This is a genomic window from Novilysobacter longmucuonensis (genome assembly GCF_046600735.1).
Lineage (GTDB): Bacteria > Pseudomonadota > Gammaproteobacteria > Xanthomonadales > Xanthomonadaceae > Novilysobacter_A > Novilysobacter_A longmucuonensis.
Genome location: NZ_JBJMAW010000007.1, coordinates 15,348 through 29,501 on the forward strand (window position 1 = coordinate 15,348; position 14,154 = coordinate 29,501).

At 68.9% G+C, this 14,154-nt stretch carries 10 protein-coding genes; 8 read left to right on the top strand and 2 right to left on the bottom strand.

All coding sequences use genetic code 11. The annotated features are described in order from the left end of the window. Positions 1-288 precede the first annotated feature (288 nt). The 3 genes from ACJQWM_RS08520 to ACJQWM_RS08530 all read left to right on the top strand — a co-directional run bounded on the left by ACJQWM_RS08520 (position 289) and on the right by ACJQWM_RS08530 (position 4,947). Positions 289-825, top strand: a complete 537-nt coding sequence (locus tag ACJQWM_RS08520; protein WP_332707222.1) for an RNA polymerase sigma factor — start codon at positions 289-291, stop codon at positions 823-825. Further along, a complete protein-coding gene (locus tag ACJQWM_RS08525; RefSeq protein WP_411306763.1) occupies positions 822-1,841 on the top strand; it encodes a FecR family protein in 1,020 nt (339 codons plus the stop codon). Before ACJQWM_RS08520 ends, ACJQWM_RS08525 begins: the two co-directional genes overlap by 4 nt. 253 nt (positions 1,842-2,094) lie before the next feature. Then, complete coding sequence (locus ACJQWM_RS08530) at positions 2,095-4,947, top strand: TonB-dependent receptor domain-containing protein (protein WP_332705696.1); 2,853 nt, start codon at positions 2,095-2,097, stop codon at positions 4,945-4,947. A 424-nt stretch (positions 4,948-5,371) separates the two neighbouring features. On the opposite strand, the gene tsf is transcribed toward ACJQWM_RS08530, so the two are convergent. Then, on the bottom strand, positions 5,372-6,241 hold the full coding sequence (tsf, locus tag ACJQWM_RS08535; protein ID WP_332705698.1) for a translation elongation factor Ts: 870 nt from the start codon (positions 6,239-6,241) through the stop codon (positions 5,372-5,374). 151 nt (positions 6,242-6,392) lie between these two features. Next, complete coding sequence (gene rpsB / locus ACJQWM_RS08540; protein WP_332705765.1) at positions 6,393-7,328, bottom strand: 30S ribosomal protein S2; 936 nt, start codon at positions 7,326-7,328, stop codon at positions 6,393-6,395. A gap of 521 nt (positions 7,329-7,849) precedes the next feature. Here rpsB and map point away from each other — a divergent pair. The 5 genes from map to dapE all read left to right on the top strand — a co-directional run bounded on the left by map (position 7,850) and on the right by dapE (position 14,102). Then, complete coding sequence (map, locus tag ACJQWM_RS08545; RefSeq protein WP_332705701.1) at positions 7,850-8,626, top strand: type I methionyl aminopeptidase; 777 nt, start codon at positions 7,850-7,852, stop codon at positions 8,624-8,626. A gap of 53 nt (positions 8,627-8,679) precedes the next feature. Next, positions 8,680-11,346, top strand: a complete 2,667-nt coding sequence (glnD, locus tag ACJQWM_RS08550; protein WP_332705768.1) for a [protein-PII] uridylyltransferase — start codon at positions 8,680-8,682, stop codon at positions 11,344-11,346. Next, positions 11,343-12,398 carry a 2,3,4,5-tetrahydropyridine-2,6-dicarboxylate N-succinyltransferase gene (gene dapD, locus ACJQWM_RS08555; protein ID WP_332705704.1) on the top strand — a complete coding sequence of 352 codons (1,056 nt, stop codon included), beginning with the start codon at positions 11,343-11,345 and terminating at the stop codon, positions 12,396-12,398. The genes glnD and dapD overlap by 4 nt, the downstream gene beginning before the upstream one ends. A 187-nt stretch (positions 12,399-12,585) precedes the next feature. Then, positions 12,586-12,945, top strand: coding sequence for a Spx/MgsR family RNA polymerase-binding regulatory protein (locus ACJQWM_RS08560; RefSeq protein WP_332705771.1), 360 nt, complete (start codon positions 12,586-12,588; stop codon positions 12,943-12,945). Next, positions 12,942-14,102, top strand: a complete 1,161-nt coding sequence (gene dapE, locus ACJQWM_RS08565) for a succinyl-diaminopimelate desuccinylase (RefSeq protein WP_332705706.1) — start codon at positions 12,942-12,944, stop codon at positions 14,100-14,102. The genes ACJQWM_RS08560 and dapE overlap by 4 nt, the downstream gene beginning before the upstream one ends. Positions 14,103-14,154 lie beyond the last annotated feature (52 nt).

The following is a 14,154-nucleotide window of genomic DNA, read 5'->3' on the forward strand; positions in this document are numbered from 1 at the left end:
GCCGCATCGGCGCCGATGCGTGCCTCGGCGATGCGGGCGCCGCTCACCGCCGCGCCACCTGCGTGTTACAACGTCGGGCGCCGCTCGCCGCGACCGGAAGACCGGCACCGCCCCCGGGATCCTGCCCATCACGCCGCGGCCCAACCGACCGCAGCCGGCAGCGATGCACCCGGCGAGCGCCATTCCCGTGCTGAAGTGACCCCCGCAAGCCGTGCAATCGCCACCCCGCATCTCGCCAGACACGCAGCGCCACGGCCGCGGTGGCTACCGCCGGTCGAGGGCCGGGGCGTGAGCGGCGGCGCGCCCACCGACGGCTTCGAGGACTTCCTGCGCGAGCACCGCGAGGCGCTGCTGGGTTTCCTGCGCAGTCGGACCCATGACGAGGACGCCAAGGACGTGGTCCAGGAAGCCATGGTGCGGCTGATGCGCTACCGCGGCCGGCCGCCCGAACAGCTCCGCGCGCTGATGTACCGCATCGCGCTCAACGTGCTGGCCGATCGCGGCCGTCGGCAGCAGAGCCGGCAGGCCGACGCGCACGTCAGCCTGGACCAGACGTTCGAGGGGCTGCCTTCCTCGGAACCCAGCCACGAGCAGCGCCTGGCCACCGAGCAGGAACTGGTGCAGGTGCGCGCGGCAATCCTGCAATTGCCGACGCGCTGCCGCCAGGTGTATCTGCTGAACCGCATCGAGGGCATGAGCTACAGCCAGATCGCGCGGCATTGCGACATTTCGGTCAAGGCGGTCGAGAAGCACGTGGGCAGGGCGTTGCGACTGCTGCGCCTGCACCTGCACGACAACGCCTCCAATCCACTGGACGATCCATGAGCACGGCACCTCCGAACGCCCCCACCGGCACCACGTCCACCGGCGATGACGGCCAGGCCGAGGCCTGGCTGGCCCGGCTGCATGCGCCCGATTGCAGCGCGCACGAACGCGCTGCCTTCGAGGGCTGGCTGGCGCAATCGCCGGCGCACATCGAAGCCTGGCTCGAAACCGAAAGGATCGACGCGATGGCCGGTGCGCTGGGCTCCGACGATCTGCTGCGCGCAGCGGCGCGGCAGGCGCGGCGCAAAACCGCCGGTGGCGGGCCGCTGCGCCGCTGGCGGCCGGCCGCCGCCGCGCTCGCCGCAACGCTGGTGGTTTCGCTCGGTGTAGCGTTCTGGTTGTTGCGCCCGGCGGCGGTGACGACGGTGGCGCAATACGCCACAGCGGTCGGCGAGCAGCGCGGTGTGACGCTCGCCGATGGCACCGAGGTCCTGCTCGATACCGACTCGCGCTTGACCGCGCGCTTCAGCGACGGGGCACGCCGCATCGAGCTGCAGCATGGGCGCGCGCAGTTCGTGGTTGCCTCGGACCCGCAACGGCCGTTCACGGTCGAGGCCGGCGCGGCCACGATCCGCGACATCGGCACCACCTTCCAGGTCGGCCGTCGCGGCGACGCGGTTGAGGTGGGGCTGCTCGAGGGGGCGGTGATCGTGACCGCGGCCGGCCGCTCCGGCGCGAGCCAACGCAGCACGCTCGCGCCGGGCCAGCAGGTCACGGTCGACGCCGCCGGCAACGTGCAGGCCAGGCGTGCGCTCGACCTTGCGGTCGCCGAAGCCTGGCCGCGCGGTGACCTGGTGTTCAAGAACCGCCGGCTGGATATGCTGCTGGCGGAGATGAACCGCTACACGGAGGCCCAGTTGCGGCTTGCCGACCCGCGTCTGGGCGACACCACCGTCAGCGGCGTATTCCACATCCACGACCAGCCGGCGCTGATCGCGGCGCTGGAGCAGGGCTGGTCGTTGCGTGCCGAGCGCATCGACGAGCACCAGATCGTGCTGCACGGCCCGGCGCGGTAGCGCGCCGATCTACCGGATTTCCCGCTGGGGATGTAGGAGCGGCTTCAGCCGCGAGCTCTTCATGTGGTGGCTCCCTCCCTTCTTCATTTTTGGCGGCAAGCGGGCTTTCGCGGCTGAAGCCGCTCCTACATGAAACTGCATCAGGCAGGAGAGCGGGGCGGAGTGATCGAGCCTCCGCAGTACCAGCCCCGGCATTGCGCGGCCTGCGGGCGTTCCGTAAGGTGGCCGCTCCCGTAATGCCTGTCGCGGTTGAATGGCCCCATCCAGGTTCACGCTCGCCCTGCTGGGCGCGCTGTCGTGGGCCTGTCTGGACGGGCCTGCGCGCGGCGCCGAGGCATCGAGCTCCGCTGCCACCGCTTTCAGCATCCGCGCCGGCTCGCTCGACAGCGCGCTGGAGACCCTGGCGAGGCAGAGCCGCACCCAGATCATTTACGATCCCGCGCTGGTTGCGCAGCTGCGCAGCGGTGGCTTGCAGGGCGAACTTCCCGCGGCCCGCGCGTTGGCCCGGCTGCTGCGGGGCAGCGGCCTGCGCGCGGAGGCGGTCAACGCCAACACCTTCCTGTTGCGTCGCTATCCTCGCACCGCGCCGGTCAGACGCGCGGCTGCACCCGAGCGCCGCCCCGCCCCGACCGATCTCGCTGCGGTCCACGTCACCGGCACTCACATCCCACGCAGTGATCTCGATGTTGTCACTCCGTCGCCGGTGACCCTGATCGGCCGCGAGCAGATCGAGACCAGCGGCCACCAGACCCTGTTCGAGTTGCTGCGCTTGCAGCCCGGCATGATCGGCCACCACCCGGTCGACGTCGCCGCCGACGGCGGGCAGGGTGTGCAGCAACCGTTTGCCACGGCGGCCACCACCAGCCTGAACGCTCTCGGGCCGCGCGCGACGCTGTTCCTGATCGACGGCCGCCGCGTCGCCAACTACGGGTTGATCTCGGCCGACCTGGGCGGCTTGCTCGACCTGGACGGCATTCCGCTGAGCATCGTCGACCGGGTCGAGATCATGCGCGGCGGCGCGTCGGCGATCTACGGTGCCGATGCGATGGCCGGCGTGGTCAACATCATCCTGAAAAAGCACCAGGACGGCGGCGAGATCATCGGCCGACTGGGGCGGTCCTCGCGCGGCGATGCCGATGAGCAGCGGCTTTCGTTCAGTCATGGCATCGATACGCCACGCGGCGGCAGCGCGCTGGTCGCCGCCGACTATTTCCGGCGCGAGGCATTGTTCGGTGCGCAGCGCGCGTGGCGCACCATGGACCACCGCCGCCATAGCCTGGGCGACTGGCGCATTCCGCTGGGCTATCGCGGGGTGGACGGCCACCTGGCCCAGCCCGCCTGCGCACCCGGCGCGGGCGCGGGCGCGCTGGTCGAAGGCTGCCTTCTCGACATTCCGCGTTTTCTCACCCTACACCCGGCAAGCGAGCGCCTGTCGCTGTACGGGCACCTGCAGCAACCGGTCGGCGGCAGCATGAGCTGGTCGGCCGATGTGCGCGCCAGCGAAGCCAGCCAGCAACTGGGCGGCGCGCCGTTCCATGGCCGGGTGTCGGTGCCGGCGGGCCACCCCGACGCAGTGCCCGGCTCGCCCGTGCTCGACTATGCGTTCTTCGACGTCGGTCCGGTGCGCAACCGCAGCGACACCCGCACGCTGGATGCCTCCACCGGCCTCAATGGCCTGCTCGGCGGCTGGGAGTGGTCCGCGACCGCGTCGCACCATCGCAACAGCGTCGCCAGCCGCATCGACGGGCTGGTCCGCGATACCGCATTCACCGAGGCGGTGCACGCCCACGCGTACCGGTTCAACGCGGGCGACGGCGCGCAAGCCAACCCGGTCTCGGTGCTGGCGGCGATCTCGCCGCGGGTCACGGCGCGCGGGACCGCGGTGCTGAACCAACTCAGCTTCGCCATCAATGGCCGCGGCTTCTCGCTGCCGGCCGGCGCGACCCGGCTTGCCGCCGGTGCCGAGTTCGGCCGCGATTCACTGCGCCATCGCCCCGACCCGCTGATGCTCGAGCATGACCTCGCGCTGAGTCCGCAGAAGATCAGCATCGACACCCACCGCTACAGCTCCGCGCTGTATGCCGAGATCAACGTGCCGTTGCTGGCGCGGGTGCAGGCCGACGTGGCGCTGCGGCTGGACCGGCGCCAGGGCTACGGCAGCAAGCGCTCGCCCAAGCTCGGGGTGAAGTGGAACGTGATCGACTCGCTGACCTTCCGCGGCACCGCGGCCACCGGTTACCGCGCGCCTTCGCTGTTCGAGCTGCGCCGGCCGAACGTGTTCGAGAAGCTTGCGTTCGTGCTGGAGAACGAGGCCGTGGCGCCATGCGCGGTGTCGATCCCGATCGATGTCGGCATCAGCTATTGCCTGGTGACGCTGGGGGCGCACGAGAACCCCGACCTGCGGCCGGAGACGTCGCGCAGCCACACGCTCGGCATGGTGTGGGCGCCCTCGCGCGGGTTCAGCCTCAGCCTGGATCATTTCCGCATCCAGCGCCGCAACGAGATCCTGCCGGGCAGCGCGCTCGACGATCTCGCCGCATTTCCGCAATCACTGCAGCGCGATGAGGCTGGCCGGCTGATCGGGATCGACCAGTACTTCGAGAACGTCGGCCGCAGCGATGTGCGCGGCTGGGAATTGGACGCGCAGTACGCATTGGACACCGCGCGCTACGGCCGCTACTCGCTGCGGCTGTCGGGCCATTACCTGCAGCGCCTGGAGCGGCGTGCACGGCCGAATGCGCCGGTACTGGACCAGGCCGGCCATCGCGCCCCCGATCGCAGCGCGCTGGCGTCGCTGCAGTGGGACTACGCCGACTGGCGCACCACGCTGAACCTGCGCAGCCTGGGGCCTTCGCAGGTCGTGGCCGCGGGCCAGCCGTGCCCGGCGGCCAACCTCGCCGCGGGCAAGTGCCGCACGCCCGGTTCGACCACGTTCGATGTGGACCTGCAGTACGCCGGGTTCGCCGACTGGCGCTTCGGGCTCAACGTGCGGGACATCGGCGACCGCCGCCCGCTGAACTTCGACGTGGCCAAGGGCGGTTACGACATCGCCCACGACGACCCGCGTGGTCGTTATTACCTGCTCAGCGCCGCCTACCGCTTCTGACGCGCGACCCGATCGCAAATTTTTCTTTCCCACGGGGTAGGGGGGAAGGGCAGTGCGTGCGTTACCGATACCGGTGTCCTGGCAAGGGTGTCCCGATCCGCGACGAATATCGTCGGAACGGGGCGGTTCTGATCGGGGGCTAGCAGTGCAGGAGCCGGCCGCCATTGGCGATCCGGTGGACCACGGAAGGTGCCAAGGATGGCGAGCCAACGGACGGCGGCCAAGGATGGCAGCCAGGGATGGCCTCCACGGAAGGTCGCTCCCGGTACGCCGAGGCTTCGGGGCTCGGTGTGCCGGGAGTTTTTTTTCGAAGGGGGAGTAACCGCATCGCGCCAGCACTCCTCCTGCACCTGGGAAACAAAAAAGGCCGCGGAATCCGCGGCCTTTTTTGTACTTGCTGGGAAGCTGGAGGGGAACGGCGCGGCTACGCCAGGCCCGCCTGCTTCATCACTTCGGCGTGGAAATCGTCGCTCTGCTTCTCGATGCCCTCGCCGACGGCGAGGCGGACGAAACCCAGGACTTCGGCGCCGGCGGCCTTGAGCGCGGCTTCGACGGTCTGGTTGGTGTCCAGCACGTACGGCTGGCCGGTCAGGCACAGCTCGTTGACGGTCTTGGCGACCTTGCCGGAAATCATCTTCTCGAGGATCTCGGCGGGCTTGCCGGTGTCCTTGACCTGGGCCAGGGCGATTTCCTTTTCCTTGGCGACGAAGTCGGCCGGGACGTGGGCCGGCGAGATGTACGGCGGGTTCATCGCCGCGACGTGCATCGCCAGGCCGCGTGCCAGGTCGGCGTTGCCGCCCTTGAGCTCGATCAGCACGCCGATGCGGCCGCCATGCACGTAGGCGCCGAGCGTATTGGCGCTTTCCATGTGCGAGATGCGGCGGACCTGCACGTTCTCGCCGACCTTGGCGATCAGCTCGGCGCGGGTCTCCTCGACGGTCTGGCCGGAGCCCAGCTTTGCGGTCTTCAGTGCTTCGACATCGGGGGCCCCGAGCGCGGCTTCGCCGACGTTCTCGGTGAACGCAATGAAGTTGGCGTCCTTGGCGACGAAGTCGGTCTCGGAGTTGATCTCGATTAGCACGGCCTTGCCGTCGGTCTGGGCCGCGACGATGCGACCTTCGGCGGCGACGCGGCTGGCTTTCTTGTCGGCCTTGGCCAGACCCTGCTTGCGCAGCCATTCGGCGGAGACTTCGACGTCGCCGTTGTTCTCGACCAGCGCCTTCTTGCACTCCATCATGCCGGCGCCGGTGCGCTCGCGCAGTTCCTTGACCAGGGATGCGGTGATTTCTGCCATGGGGTTACCTCATATTTTTCGGAACTGTAGGAGCGGCTTCAGCCGCAATCCGCAATCGGTCACAAGGGGCCGAAACATTCGATCGCGGCTGAAGCCGCTCCTACAAAAGAAGTGCGGCCGCGCAGCATGGCGCGGCCGCATGACATCGGTCTTACTCGGCGGCCGGTGCTTCGGTGGCCGGCTTGGCGTCTTCAGTCTTCGCGGCAGCTTCAGCCTTGGGGGCGTCTTCACTCTTCGCGTCAGCGTCAGCCTTGGGAGCCTCTTCAGCCTTCGCGGCAGCTTCGGTCTTGGCGGCGTCGTCAGCTTTCGGGGCAGCCTTTTTGGCCGGGGCGCGGCCACGCGGCGCGGCCTTGCCACCGTCGGCATCGGCGAAGTCTTCCTCGCGCACGCTGGCGGCCTGCGGCGCGGCGGCCTTGCCTTCGAGCACGGCATCGGCGGCGGCGCGGGCGTACAGCTGCACCGCACGGATCGCGTCGTCGTTGCCCGGGATCGCGTAGTCCACCAGTTCCGGGTTGTAGTTGGTGTCGACCACGGCCACGACGGGGATGCCAAGCTTCTTGGCTTCCTTGACCGCGATGTCTTCGTGGCCGATATCGATCACGAACAGCGCGTCGGGCAGGCGGTTCATTTCCTTGATGCCGCCCAGCGAGGACAGCTTCTTCTCGCGCTCACGGCGCAGGCCGAGCACTTCGTGCTTGACGAGCTTTTCGAAGGTGCCGTCGGTTTCGGCCGCCTCGAGCTCTTTCAAGCGTTGAACCGACTTCTTGACCGTGGCGAAGTTGGTCAGCGTACCGCCGAGCCAACGCTGATTCATGTACGGCATGCCGCAACGCTCGGCCTCTTCCTTGATCGACTCGCGCGCGCTGCGCTTGGTGCCGAGGAACAGGATCATGCCGCGCTTCTGGGCGATGCCCGAGAGAAAGTTCATCGCGTCGTTGAACAGCGGAACGGTCTTCTCGAGGTTGATGATGTGGATCTTGCCGCGGGCGCCGAAGATGTACGGGCCCATCTTGGGATTCCAGTAGCGGGTCTGGTGGCCGAAATGGACGCCGGCCTCCAGCATCTGGCGCATGGTGATCTGGGGCATTGTTTGTAACTCCAGGCAGTGGAATCCGGCCGCCAAAAGGGTAGGGCGGCTGCCGCGGCGCGGGCCGTGGCGAGGATTCCGGGGTTGGGCCTCCCCGCTGCTTCCGTGACCGAACCACATACCCGTACTGGAGCCTTGGCTCCAGACCGTATGCAGCACCCCGGCACGGACTGTGGCAGCGGGTGTGTATTCGCCTGCGCTGGAGCTTCGGCCCCACTGCTGACGCCCGGCGTGGGCGGCGTGAAGGCACAGGGCCTGCACAGCCGGGCAATTGTAGGGGGGCAGGCCCGCGGGGGCAAGCAGGTGTATTTGACGCGGATCGACGCGGAGGGGCGCGGATAGGACAGAGGCAGTCAGGGGCGAGAAGTGAGTAAGTGACTGGTAAGTGGGATCGAACCCAGTCGGCATGGCGCCGCGCCGCGTACAGGGCCCAATTGGCCCTCTCCGCTCTTATTCGCGTGAATTCGCGTCAAAAAGCCCCGGATTTCCTGCCACCCGCCCGCATCGGCGATAATGTGCGAATGCCTGTAACCACCAAGACCCCCGAAGAGATCGAGCAGATGCGCATCGCCGGCCGCCTGGCCGCCGAGGTGCTGCAGATGATCGCCCCCCACGTGAAGCCCGGCGTCAGCACCGAGACGCTGGACAAGCTCTGTCACGACCACATCGTCAACGTGCAGCAGGCCGTTCCGGCCAACGTCGGCTACAAGGGCTTTCCCAAGACCGTCTGCACCTCGGTCAACAACGTGATCTGCCACGGCATCCCCAACGAAGCCAAGGTCCTCAAGGACGGCGACATCGTCAATATCGACGTCACCGTGATCAAGAACGGCTGGCACGGCGATACCAGCCGCATGTTCGTGGCCGGCACGCCGTCGGTCATGGCCAAGCGCCTGATCGAGGTGACCCGCGAGGCGATGTTCCGCGGCATCCGCTCGGTTCGGCCCGGTGCGACCCTGGGCGACATCGGTGCGGCGATCCAGCAGTACGCTGAATCCGAACGCTTCAGCGTGGTGCGCGAGTACTGCGGCCACGGCATCGGCCGGGTCTACCACGACGAGCCGCAGGTGCTGCATTACGGCCGCGCCGGCGAGGGCCTGGTGCTGCGGCCGGGCATGACCTTCACCATCGAGCCGATGATCAACGAAGGCGCCCGCCACACGCGCCTGCTGCCGGACGGTTGGACCGTGGTGACCAAGGACCGCAAGCTCTCTGCCCAGTGGGAGCACACCGTTGCGGTGACCGACGACGGCGTCGAGATACTGACCCGGTTGCCGGGCGACGACAACGACCTGTGAACGGGCGGCGCGCCGGCACCCAGGCAAGGTCTGGCGCGACCGGCCGGGACGAAGTGCAGGACCAGGTGTTGCAGGACGACGCCGAGTGGGCCGCGCAGGCGCGCGAGGCGATGGCCGCGGCCGATGCCGGCTTCGCCAGCCGGTTCGACGCCAGTGCCGACGACATCGACCGGCTGCTCGCCGAGCGCGCCGCCGCCGCCGACGTGCAGGTGCATGCCGCGTGGCAGCGCTGCATCCCGCCGGAGGCGCCGCTGGCGTTGTTCGCGGTTGGCGGTTACGGCCGCGGCGAACTGTTCCCACAGTCCGACCTCGACCTGCTGGTGATGGCCGAGCCGCAGGATTCGGCGGCGCATGCCGACGCGCTGGCGCGCCTGTTCGCGGTGTTGTGGGACGCCGGCCTGCCGGTCGGCCACGCGGTGCGGTCGCTGGCGCAGTGCACCGAGGCCGCGGCCGCCGACATCACCGTGCTGACGGCCCTGCTCGAAGCCCGGCCGCTGGCCGCCAACGAACACGAGCGGCGCGAGCTGCAGACCGCGGTGTCGCCGCGGGTCGCCTGGGCGCCGCAGGACTTCTTCGAGGCCAAGCGCGAGGAGCTGTACCTGCGCCATGCACGCTTCGACGACACCTCCGACAACCTCGAGCCGCACCTGAAGGAAGGCCCCGGCGGCCTGCGCGACGTGCAGACGCTGAACTGGATGGCGCTGCGGATCATCGGGACCGCCGACCTGGAATCGCTGATCGCGTTCGGCCAGCTCGGCGCCGATGAGGTCGCCACCCTGGAGCGCGAGCGCCGCGCACTGTCGCGGCTGCGCTTCGGGCTACACCTGGAGGCCGGCAAGCGCGAGGAGCGGCTGCGCTTCGACTACCAGAAGTCGCTGGCCGCGCGGCTGGGCTATGTCGATGCCGACGGCACCCTGGCGGTCGAGCACATGATGCAGGGCTTCTACCGCAGCGCCGCGATCGTGCTGCGCATCGGCGAGCGCCTGCTGCAGCGGTTCGAGGAGCAGATCGAGGGCGAGGCCCGGCCCGAGCCGCTGGGCGAGCGCTTCGAGCTGCGGCGCGGCTACCTGTCCGCGCGCGGCCTGTCGGCGGGAGGCGGCGAGTGGCCGCGTTCGCCGGAGGACATCTTCGCGCTGTTCGCGACCTGGGCCGCGCCGTACGGCATCGCCGCGCAGGCCCGCGATGGCAGCAGCGATGCCGGTGCGCCCGTGCGCGGGCTGCATTCGCACACCGCGCGCGCGCTGGCCGAGGCGCTGCCGCAACTGCCCTCGTATGCGGAGGCCGACCCGGCGCTGCGCGGGCAGTTCGTGCAGTTGCTGCGCGGCCCGCAGCCGGTGGAGACGCTGACCCGGATGGCGCGGCTGGGTGTGCTCGGGCGCTGGATTCCGGCGTTCCTGAAGGTTTCCGGGCGGATGCAGTTCGACCTGTTCCATGTCTATACGGTCGACCAGCACACTCTCGCGGTGTTGAAGAATCTCGCCGCCTTCGCCTCGGGCCGGCCCGACCCGCGCTTCGCACTCGCGCACCAGATCTGGCCGCGTCTGCGGAAACCGGAACTGCTTCTGCTGGCCGGTCTGTTCCACGACATCGCCAAGGGCTGCGGCGGCGACCATTCCGAACTCGGCGGCGACGACGCGCGCGCCTTCTGCAGCGCGCTCGAATTGCCCGAGGCCGACACCGCGCTGGTCGAGTGGCTGGTGCGCAAGCACCTGCTGATGTCGATGACCGCGCAGAAACAGGACATCGCCGATCCCGAGGTGATCCACCGCTTCGCCACCACCGTGGCCGACCGCGAGCGGCTCGAACACCTCTACCTGCTGACCTGCGCCGACATCGCCGGCACTTCGCCGAAACTGTGGAACGCCTGGAAAGACCGGTTGATGGCCGACCTCTACACCGCGACCCGGCTGGCGCTTCGGCGCGGGCTCGAGCACCCGCTCGCGGCCGAGGAGCGCAGTGCCGAAACCCGCGAGGCGGCGCACGCGATGCTGGTCGCATTCGGCTGCGGCGACGCCGAGATCGAACAGTTGTTCGCGCGCATGCCCGAGGCCGGTTTCCAGCAGGGCCGGGCGGATCAGCTCGCCTGGCAGGCGGCCTCGCTGCGCGGCATTGCCGAGGGCGCCACCTGCGTGCGCGCCCGGCCGGTGGCCGCGCACCCCGGCGCGCTGGAAGTATTCGTGCATTCGCCCGATTGCGACGGGCTGTTCGCCGCGATCGTCGCGATGCTCGACCGGCTTGGCCTGGCGGTCCAGCAGGCGCGTGTGCTCGACGGCCCGCACGGCACGATTTTCGATACCTTCGAGGTGATCCCGGCCGACCCGCGCCAGATCCCGCCGGCCGAAGATGTCGAACGCGCCCTGGCCAACGCGCTGGGCGAGCCGCTCGATCGGATCAAGCCGGCGCGTCGCACGCTGCCGCGGCACCTGCGGCACTTCCGTTTCGCACCGCAGATCGGCTTTGACGCCACCGCGACCGGCCGCACCCTGCTGAGCCTGGTCTGCACCGATCGGCCCGGCCTGCTGGCCGATGTCGCCCAGAGCCTTCGCAACCAGGCCATGCGCGTGCACGATGCGCGCATCGCGACCTTCGGCGAGCGGGCCGAGGACGTGTTCCAGATAACCACCGTCAGCGCGGAGGGGCGCGAGCAGCCGCTCGACGAACCGCAACAACAGGCATTGCGCGCGGTACTGCTCGCGCGCCTGGAAGGAGACGCACGATGAGTACCGGAAAGCCGGCCAAGAAGGCGGGCAGGAAGACCAGCAAGAGGGTCAGTGATAAGACTAGTAAGAAAGCCAGTAAGAAGGTCAGCAAGAAAGTCGGTAAGAAAGTAGGTGAGCCGGCTGGTAAGAAGGCCGGCAGGACGGCGGGCAAGACGGCTGCCGGTGCGACCAGGGCCGCCACCGGAGCGGTCAGGAAGAAGGCCGCGCCGGCCGGGCCGGGCCTGGACGATTTGCGGTTCATGATCGACAGCGCGTTCGAGCGCCGCACGATGCTCACCCTGGACGAGATCGAAGGCTCTACCCGGCCGGCGGTCGAGCGGGTGATCGCCGGGATCGAGAGCGGCGAGTTCCGCGTCGCCGAACCCGACGGCCAGGGCGGCTGGGCGGTCAACGAGTGGCTCAAGAAAGCGGTGCTGCTGTACTTCCGCACCCAGGACATGGAGCTGGTGGAGTCCTACCCGTCGCCGTTCTGGGACAAGGTGCCGGCGCGCTTCGCCGATTTCGACGAGGCTGCGTTCCGCCGGCTCGGCGCGCGCGTGGTGCCGGGCGCGATCGTCCGCCGCGGCGCGCACATCGGCCGCGACGTGGTGCTGATGCCGAGCTTCGTCAACATCGGCGCGCATGTCGGCGAGGGCACCATGGTCGATACCTGGGCCACGGTCGGGTCCTGCGCGCAGGTCGGCAGGCACTGCCACCTGTCCGGCGGCGCCGGTATCGGCGGCGTGCTCGAACCGCTGCAGGCCACCCCGACGATCATCGAGGACCACTGTTTCATCGGCGCGCGCTCGGAGGTGGTCGAGGGCTTCATCGTTGGCCACCACAGCGTGATCGGCATGGGCGTGTTCCTCGGCCAGAGCACCCGCGTCTACAACCGCATGACCGGCGAGATCAGCTACGGCAGCGTGCCGCCGGGCAGCGTGGTGGTGTCCGGGCAGTTGCCGGCCCCGGACGGTTCGCATTCGCTGTACTGCGCGGTGATCGTCAAACAGGTCGATGCCAAGACCCGCAGCAAGACCAGCATCAACGACCTGCTGCGCGGGTTGGCGGACTGATCCGGTCAGTTGTAGGAGCGGCTTCAGCCGCGATCCAGATCCTGGTCGCACGAGGTATTTCCAGATCGCGGCTGAAGCCGCTCCTACAGCTCCGAGGGATGCCGATCTGCATCGGGATCCGGCCTTCGCGGGGGTGACGGCAAAGGAGGCAGGAATGACAGCCATACAAGCAGGAACATCATCAATGATCACCACCCTCTACGGCCTCAGCAACTGCGACACCTGCCGCAAGGCGCGCAAGTGGCTGGACCGCTTCGGTATCGAGCACAGCTTCGTCGATTACCGCGACAACCGGCAGACGCCGGAGAGGCTGACCCAGTGGAAGGATGCGCTCGGCGGCTGGGACGCGATGGTCAATAAGTCCTCCACCACCTGGCGAAATCTCGCGCCCAACCGCAAGACGCCCGGCTCGGACGCGGAGTGGAAGCTGTTGCTCAAGGAATACCCGCAGTTGATCCGCCGCCCGGTGGTGGTGACTGATGAGGGCGAGGTGAGCCAAGACTTCAGCGACAACCGTTTCAAGCAGCGCTTCGGGGTCGATACGTGAGCGCCGTACTCGAACTGACCCGCGATCTCATCGCGCGCCCCTCGGTCACGCCCGACGACGCTGGTTGCCAGGCATTGATTGCCGGGCGACTGGAGGCAGCCGGTTTCCAGTGCGAGCACCTGTGCTTCGGCTCGGTCGACAATCTGTGGGCCGTGCACGGCGGACAGGCCGGAGAGGCCTCGGGCCCGACCCTGGTGCTGCTGGGCCACACCGACGTGGTACCGCCGGGTCCGCGCGAGGCCTGGGCCAGCGATCCCTTCGTGCCGGAGATCCGCGATGGCGTGCTGTACGGCCGCGGCGCGGCCGACATGAAAGGCAGCGTGGCGGCTTTCGTCATCGCGGCCGAGCGCTTTGCGGCCGCGCATCCGCAGCATGCGGGGAGGCTCGCGGTGCTGCTGACCTCAGACGAGGAGGGCAATGCGATCGACGGCGTGCGCCGGGTCGCCGGCCTGTTCCGCGAACGCGGCGAGCGCCTGGACTGGTGCATCACCGGCGAGCCTTCATCGACCCGGAAACTCGGCGACCTGCTGCGCGTGGGCCGCCGCGGCAGCCTGTCGGCGACGCTGACGGTACGTGGCGTGCAGGGCCATGTCGCCTATCCCGACAAGGCACGCAACCCGGTGCACCTGGCGATGCCGGCGCTGAGCGAACTGGCGGCGCGGCAATGGGACCAGGGCTTTGAAAGCTTCCCGCCGACGAGCCTGCAGATCAGCAACGTCCAGGGCGGTACCGGCGCGACCAACGTGATCCCCGGCGAGCTGCGCGTGCTGTTCAACCTGCGCTACAACCCGAACTGGCACGCCGAGCAACTGGAGCGCGAATGCGAGGCGTTGCTGAGCGCGCACGGCCTCGACTTCGAGCTGGTCTGGCATCGCAGCGGCGAGCCGTTCCATACCCCGGAAGGCCCGCTACGGCGGGCGGCGCGCGAGGTGCTGGCGCAGTTCGCCGGCGCCGCGCCGGAGGAAAGCACCGGCGGCGGCACCTCCGATGCGCGTTTCATCGCGCCGCTGGGCACCCAGTGCATCGAGATCGGCCCGGTCAACGCGAGCATCCACAAGGTCGACGAGAACGTGTCCGTCGCCGACCTGGAAGCGCTGCCGGATATGTATCTGGCCCTGATCGAGCGCATGCTGCTGAAGGCACCCGCCACGACCTAGCCTCCGCTTTTGTAGGAGCTGCGTGAGCTGCGACCGCGCAAGCGTCCGTCGG

Bases quoted from the DNA above. Each gene is read 5' to 3' on its own strand.
- ACJQWM_RS08525 (WP_411306763.1), top strand. From the start codon at position 822: ATGAGCACGGCACCTCCGAACGCCCCCACCGGCACCACGTCCACCGGC.
- ACJQWM_RS08530 (WP_332705696.1), top strand. From the start codon at position 2,095: ATGGCCCCATCCAGGTTCACGCTCGCCCTGCTGGGCGCGCTGTCGTGG.
- tsf (WP_332705698.1), bottom strand. From the start codon at position 6,241: ATGGCAGAAATCACCGCATCCCTGGTCAAGGAACTGCGCGAGCGCACC.
- rpsB (WP_332705765.1), bottom strand. From the start codon at position 7,328: ATGCCCCAGATCACCATGCGCCAGATGCTGGAGGCCGGCGTCCATTTC.
- map (WP_332705701.1), top strand. From the start codon at position 7,850: ATGCCTGTAACCACCAAGACCCCCGAAGAGATCGAGCAGATGCGCATC.
- dapD (WP_332705704.1), top strand. From the start codon at position 11,343: ATGAGTACCGGAAAGCCGGCCAAGAAGGCGGGCAGGAAGACCAGCAAG.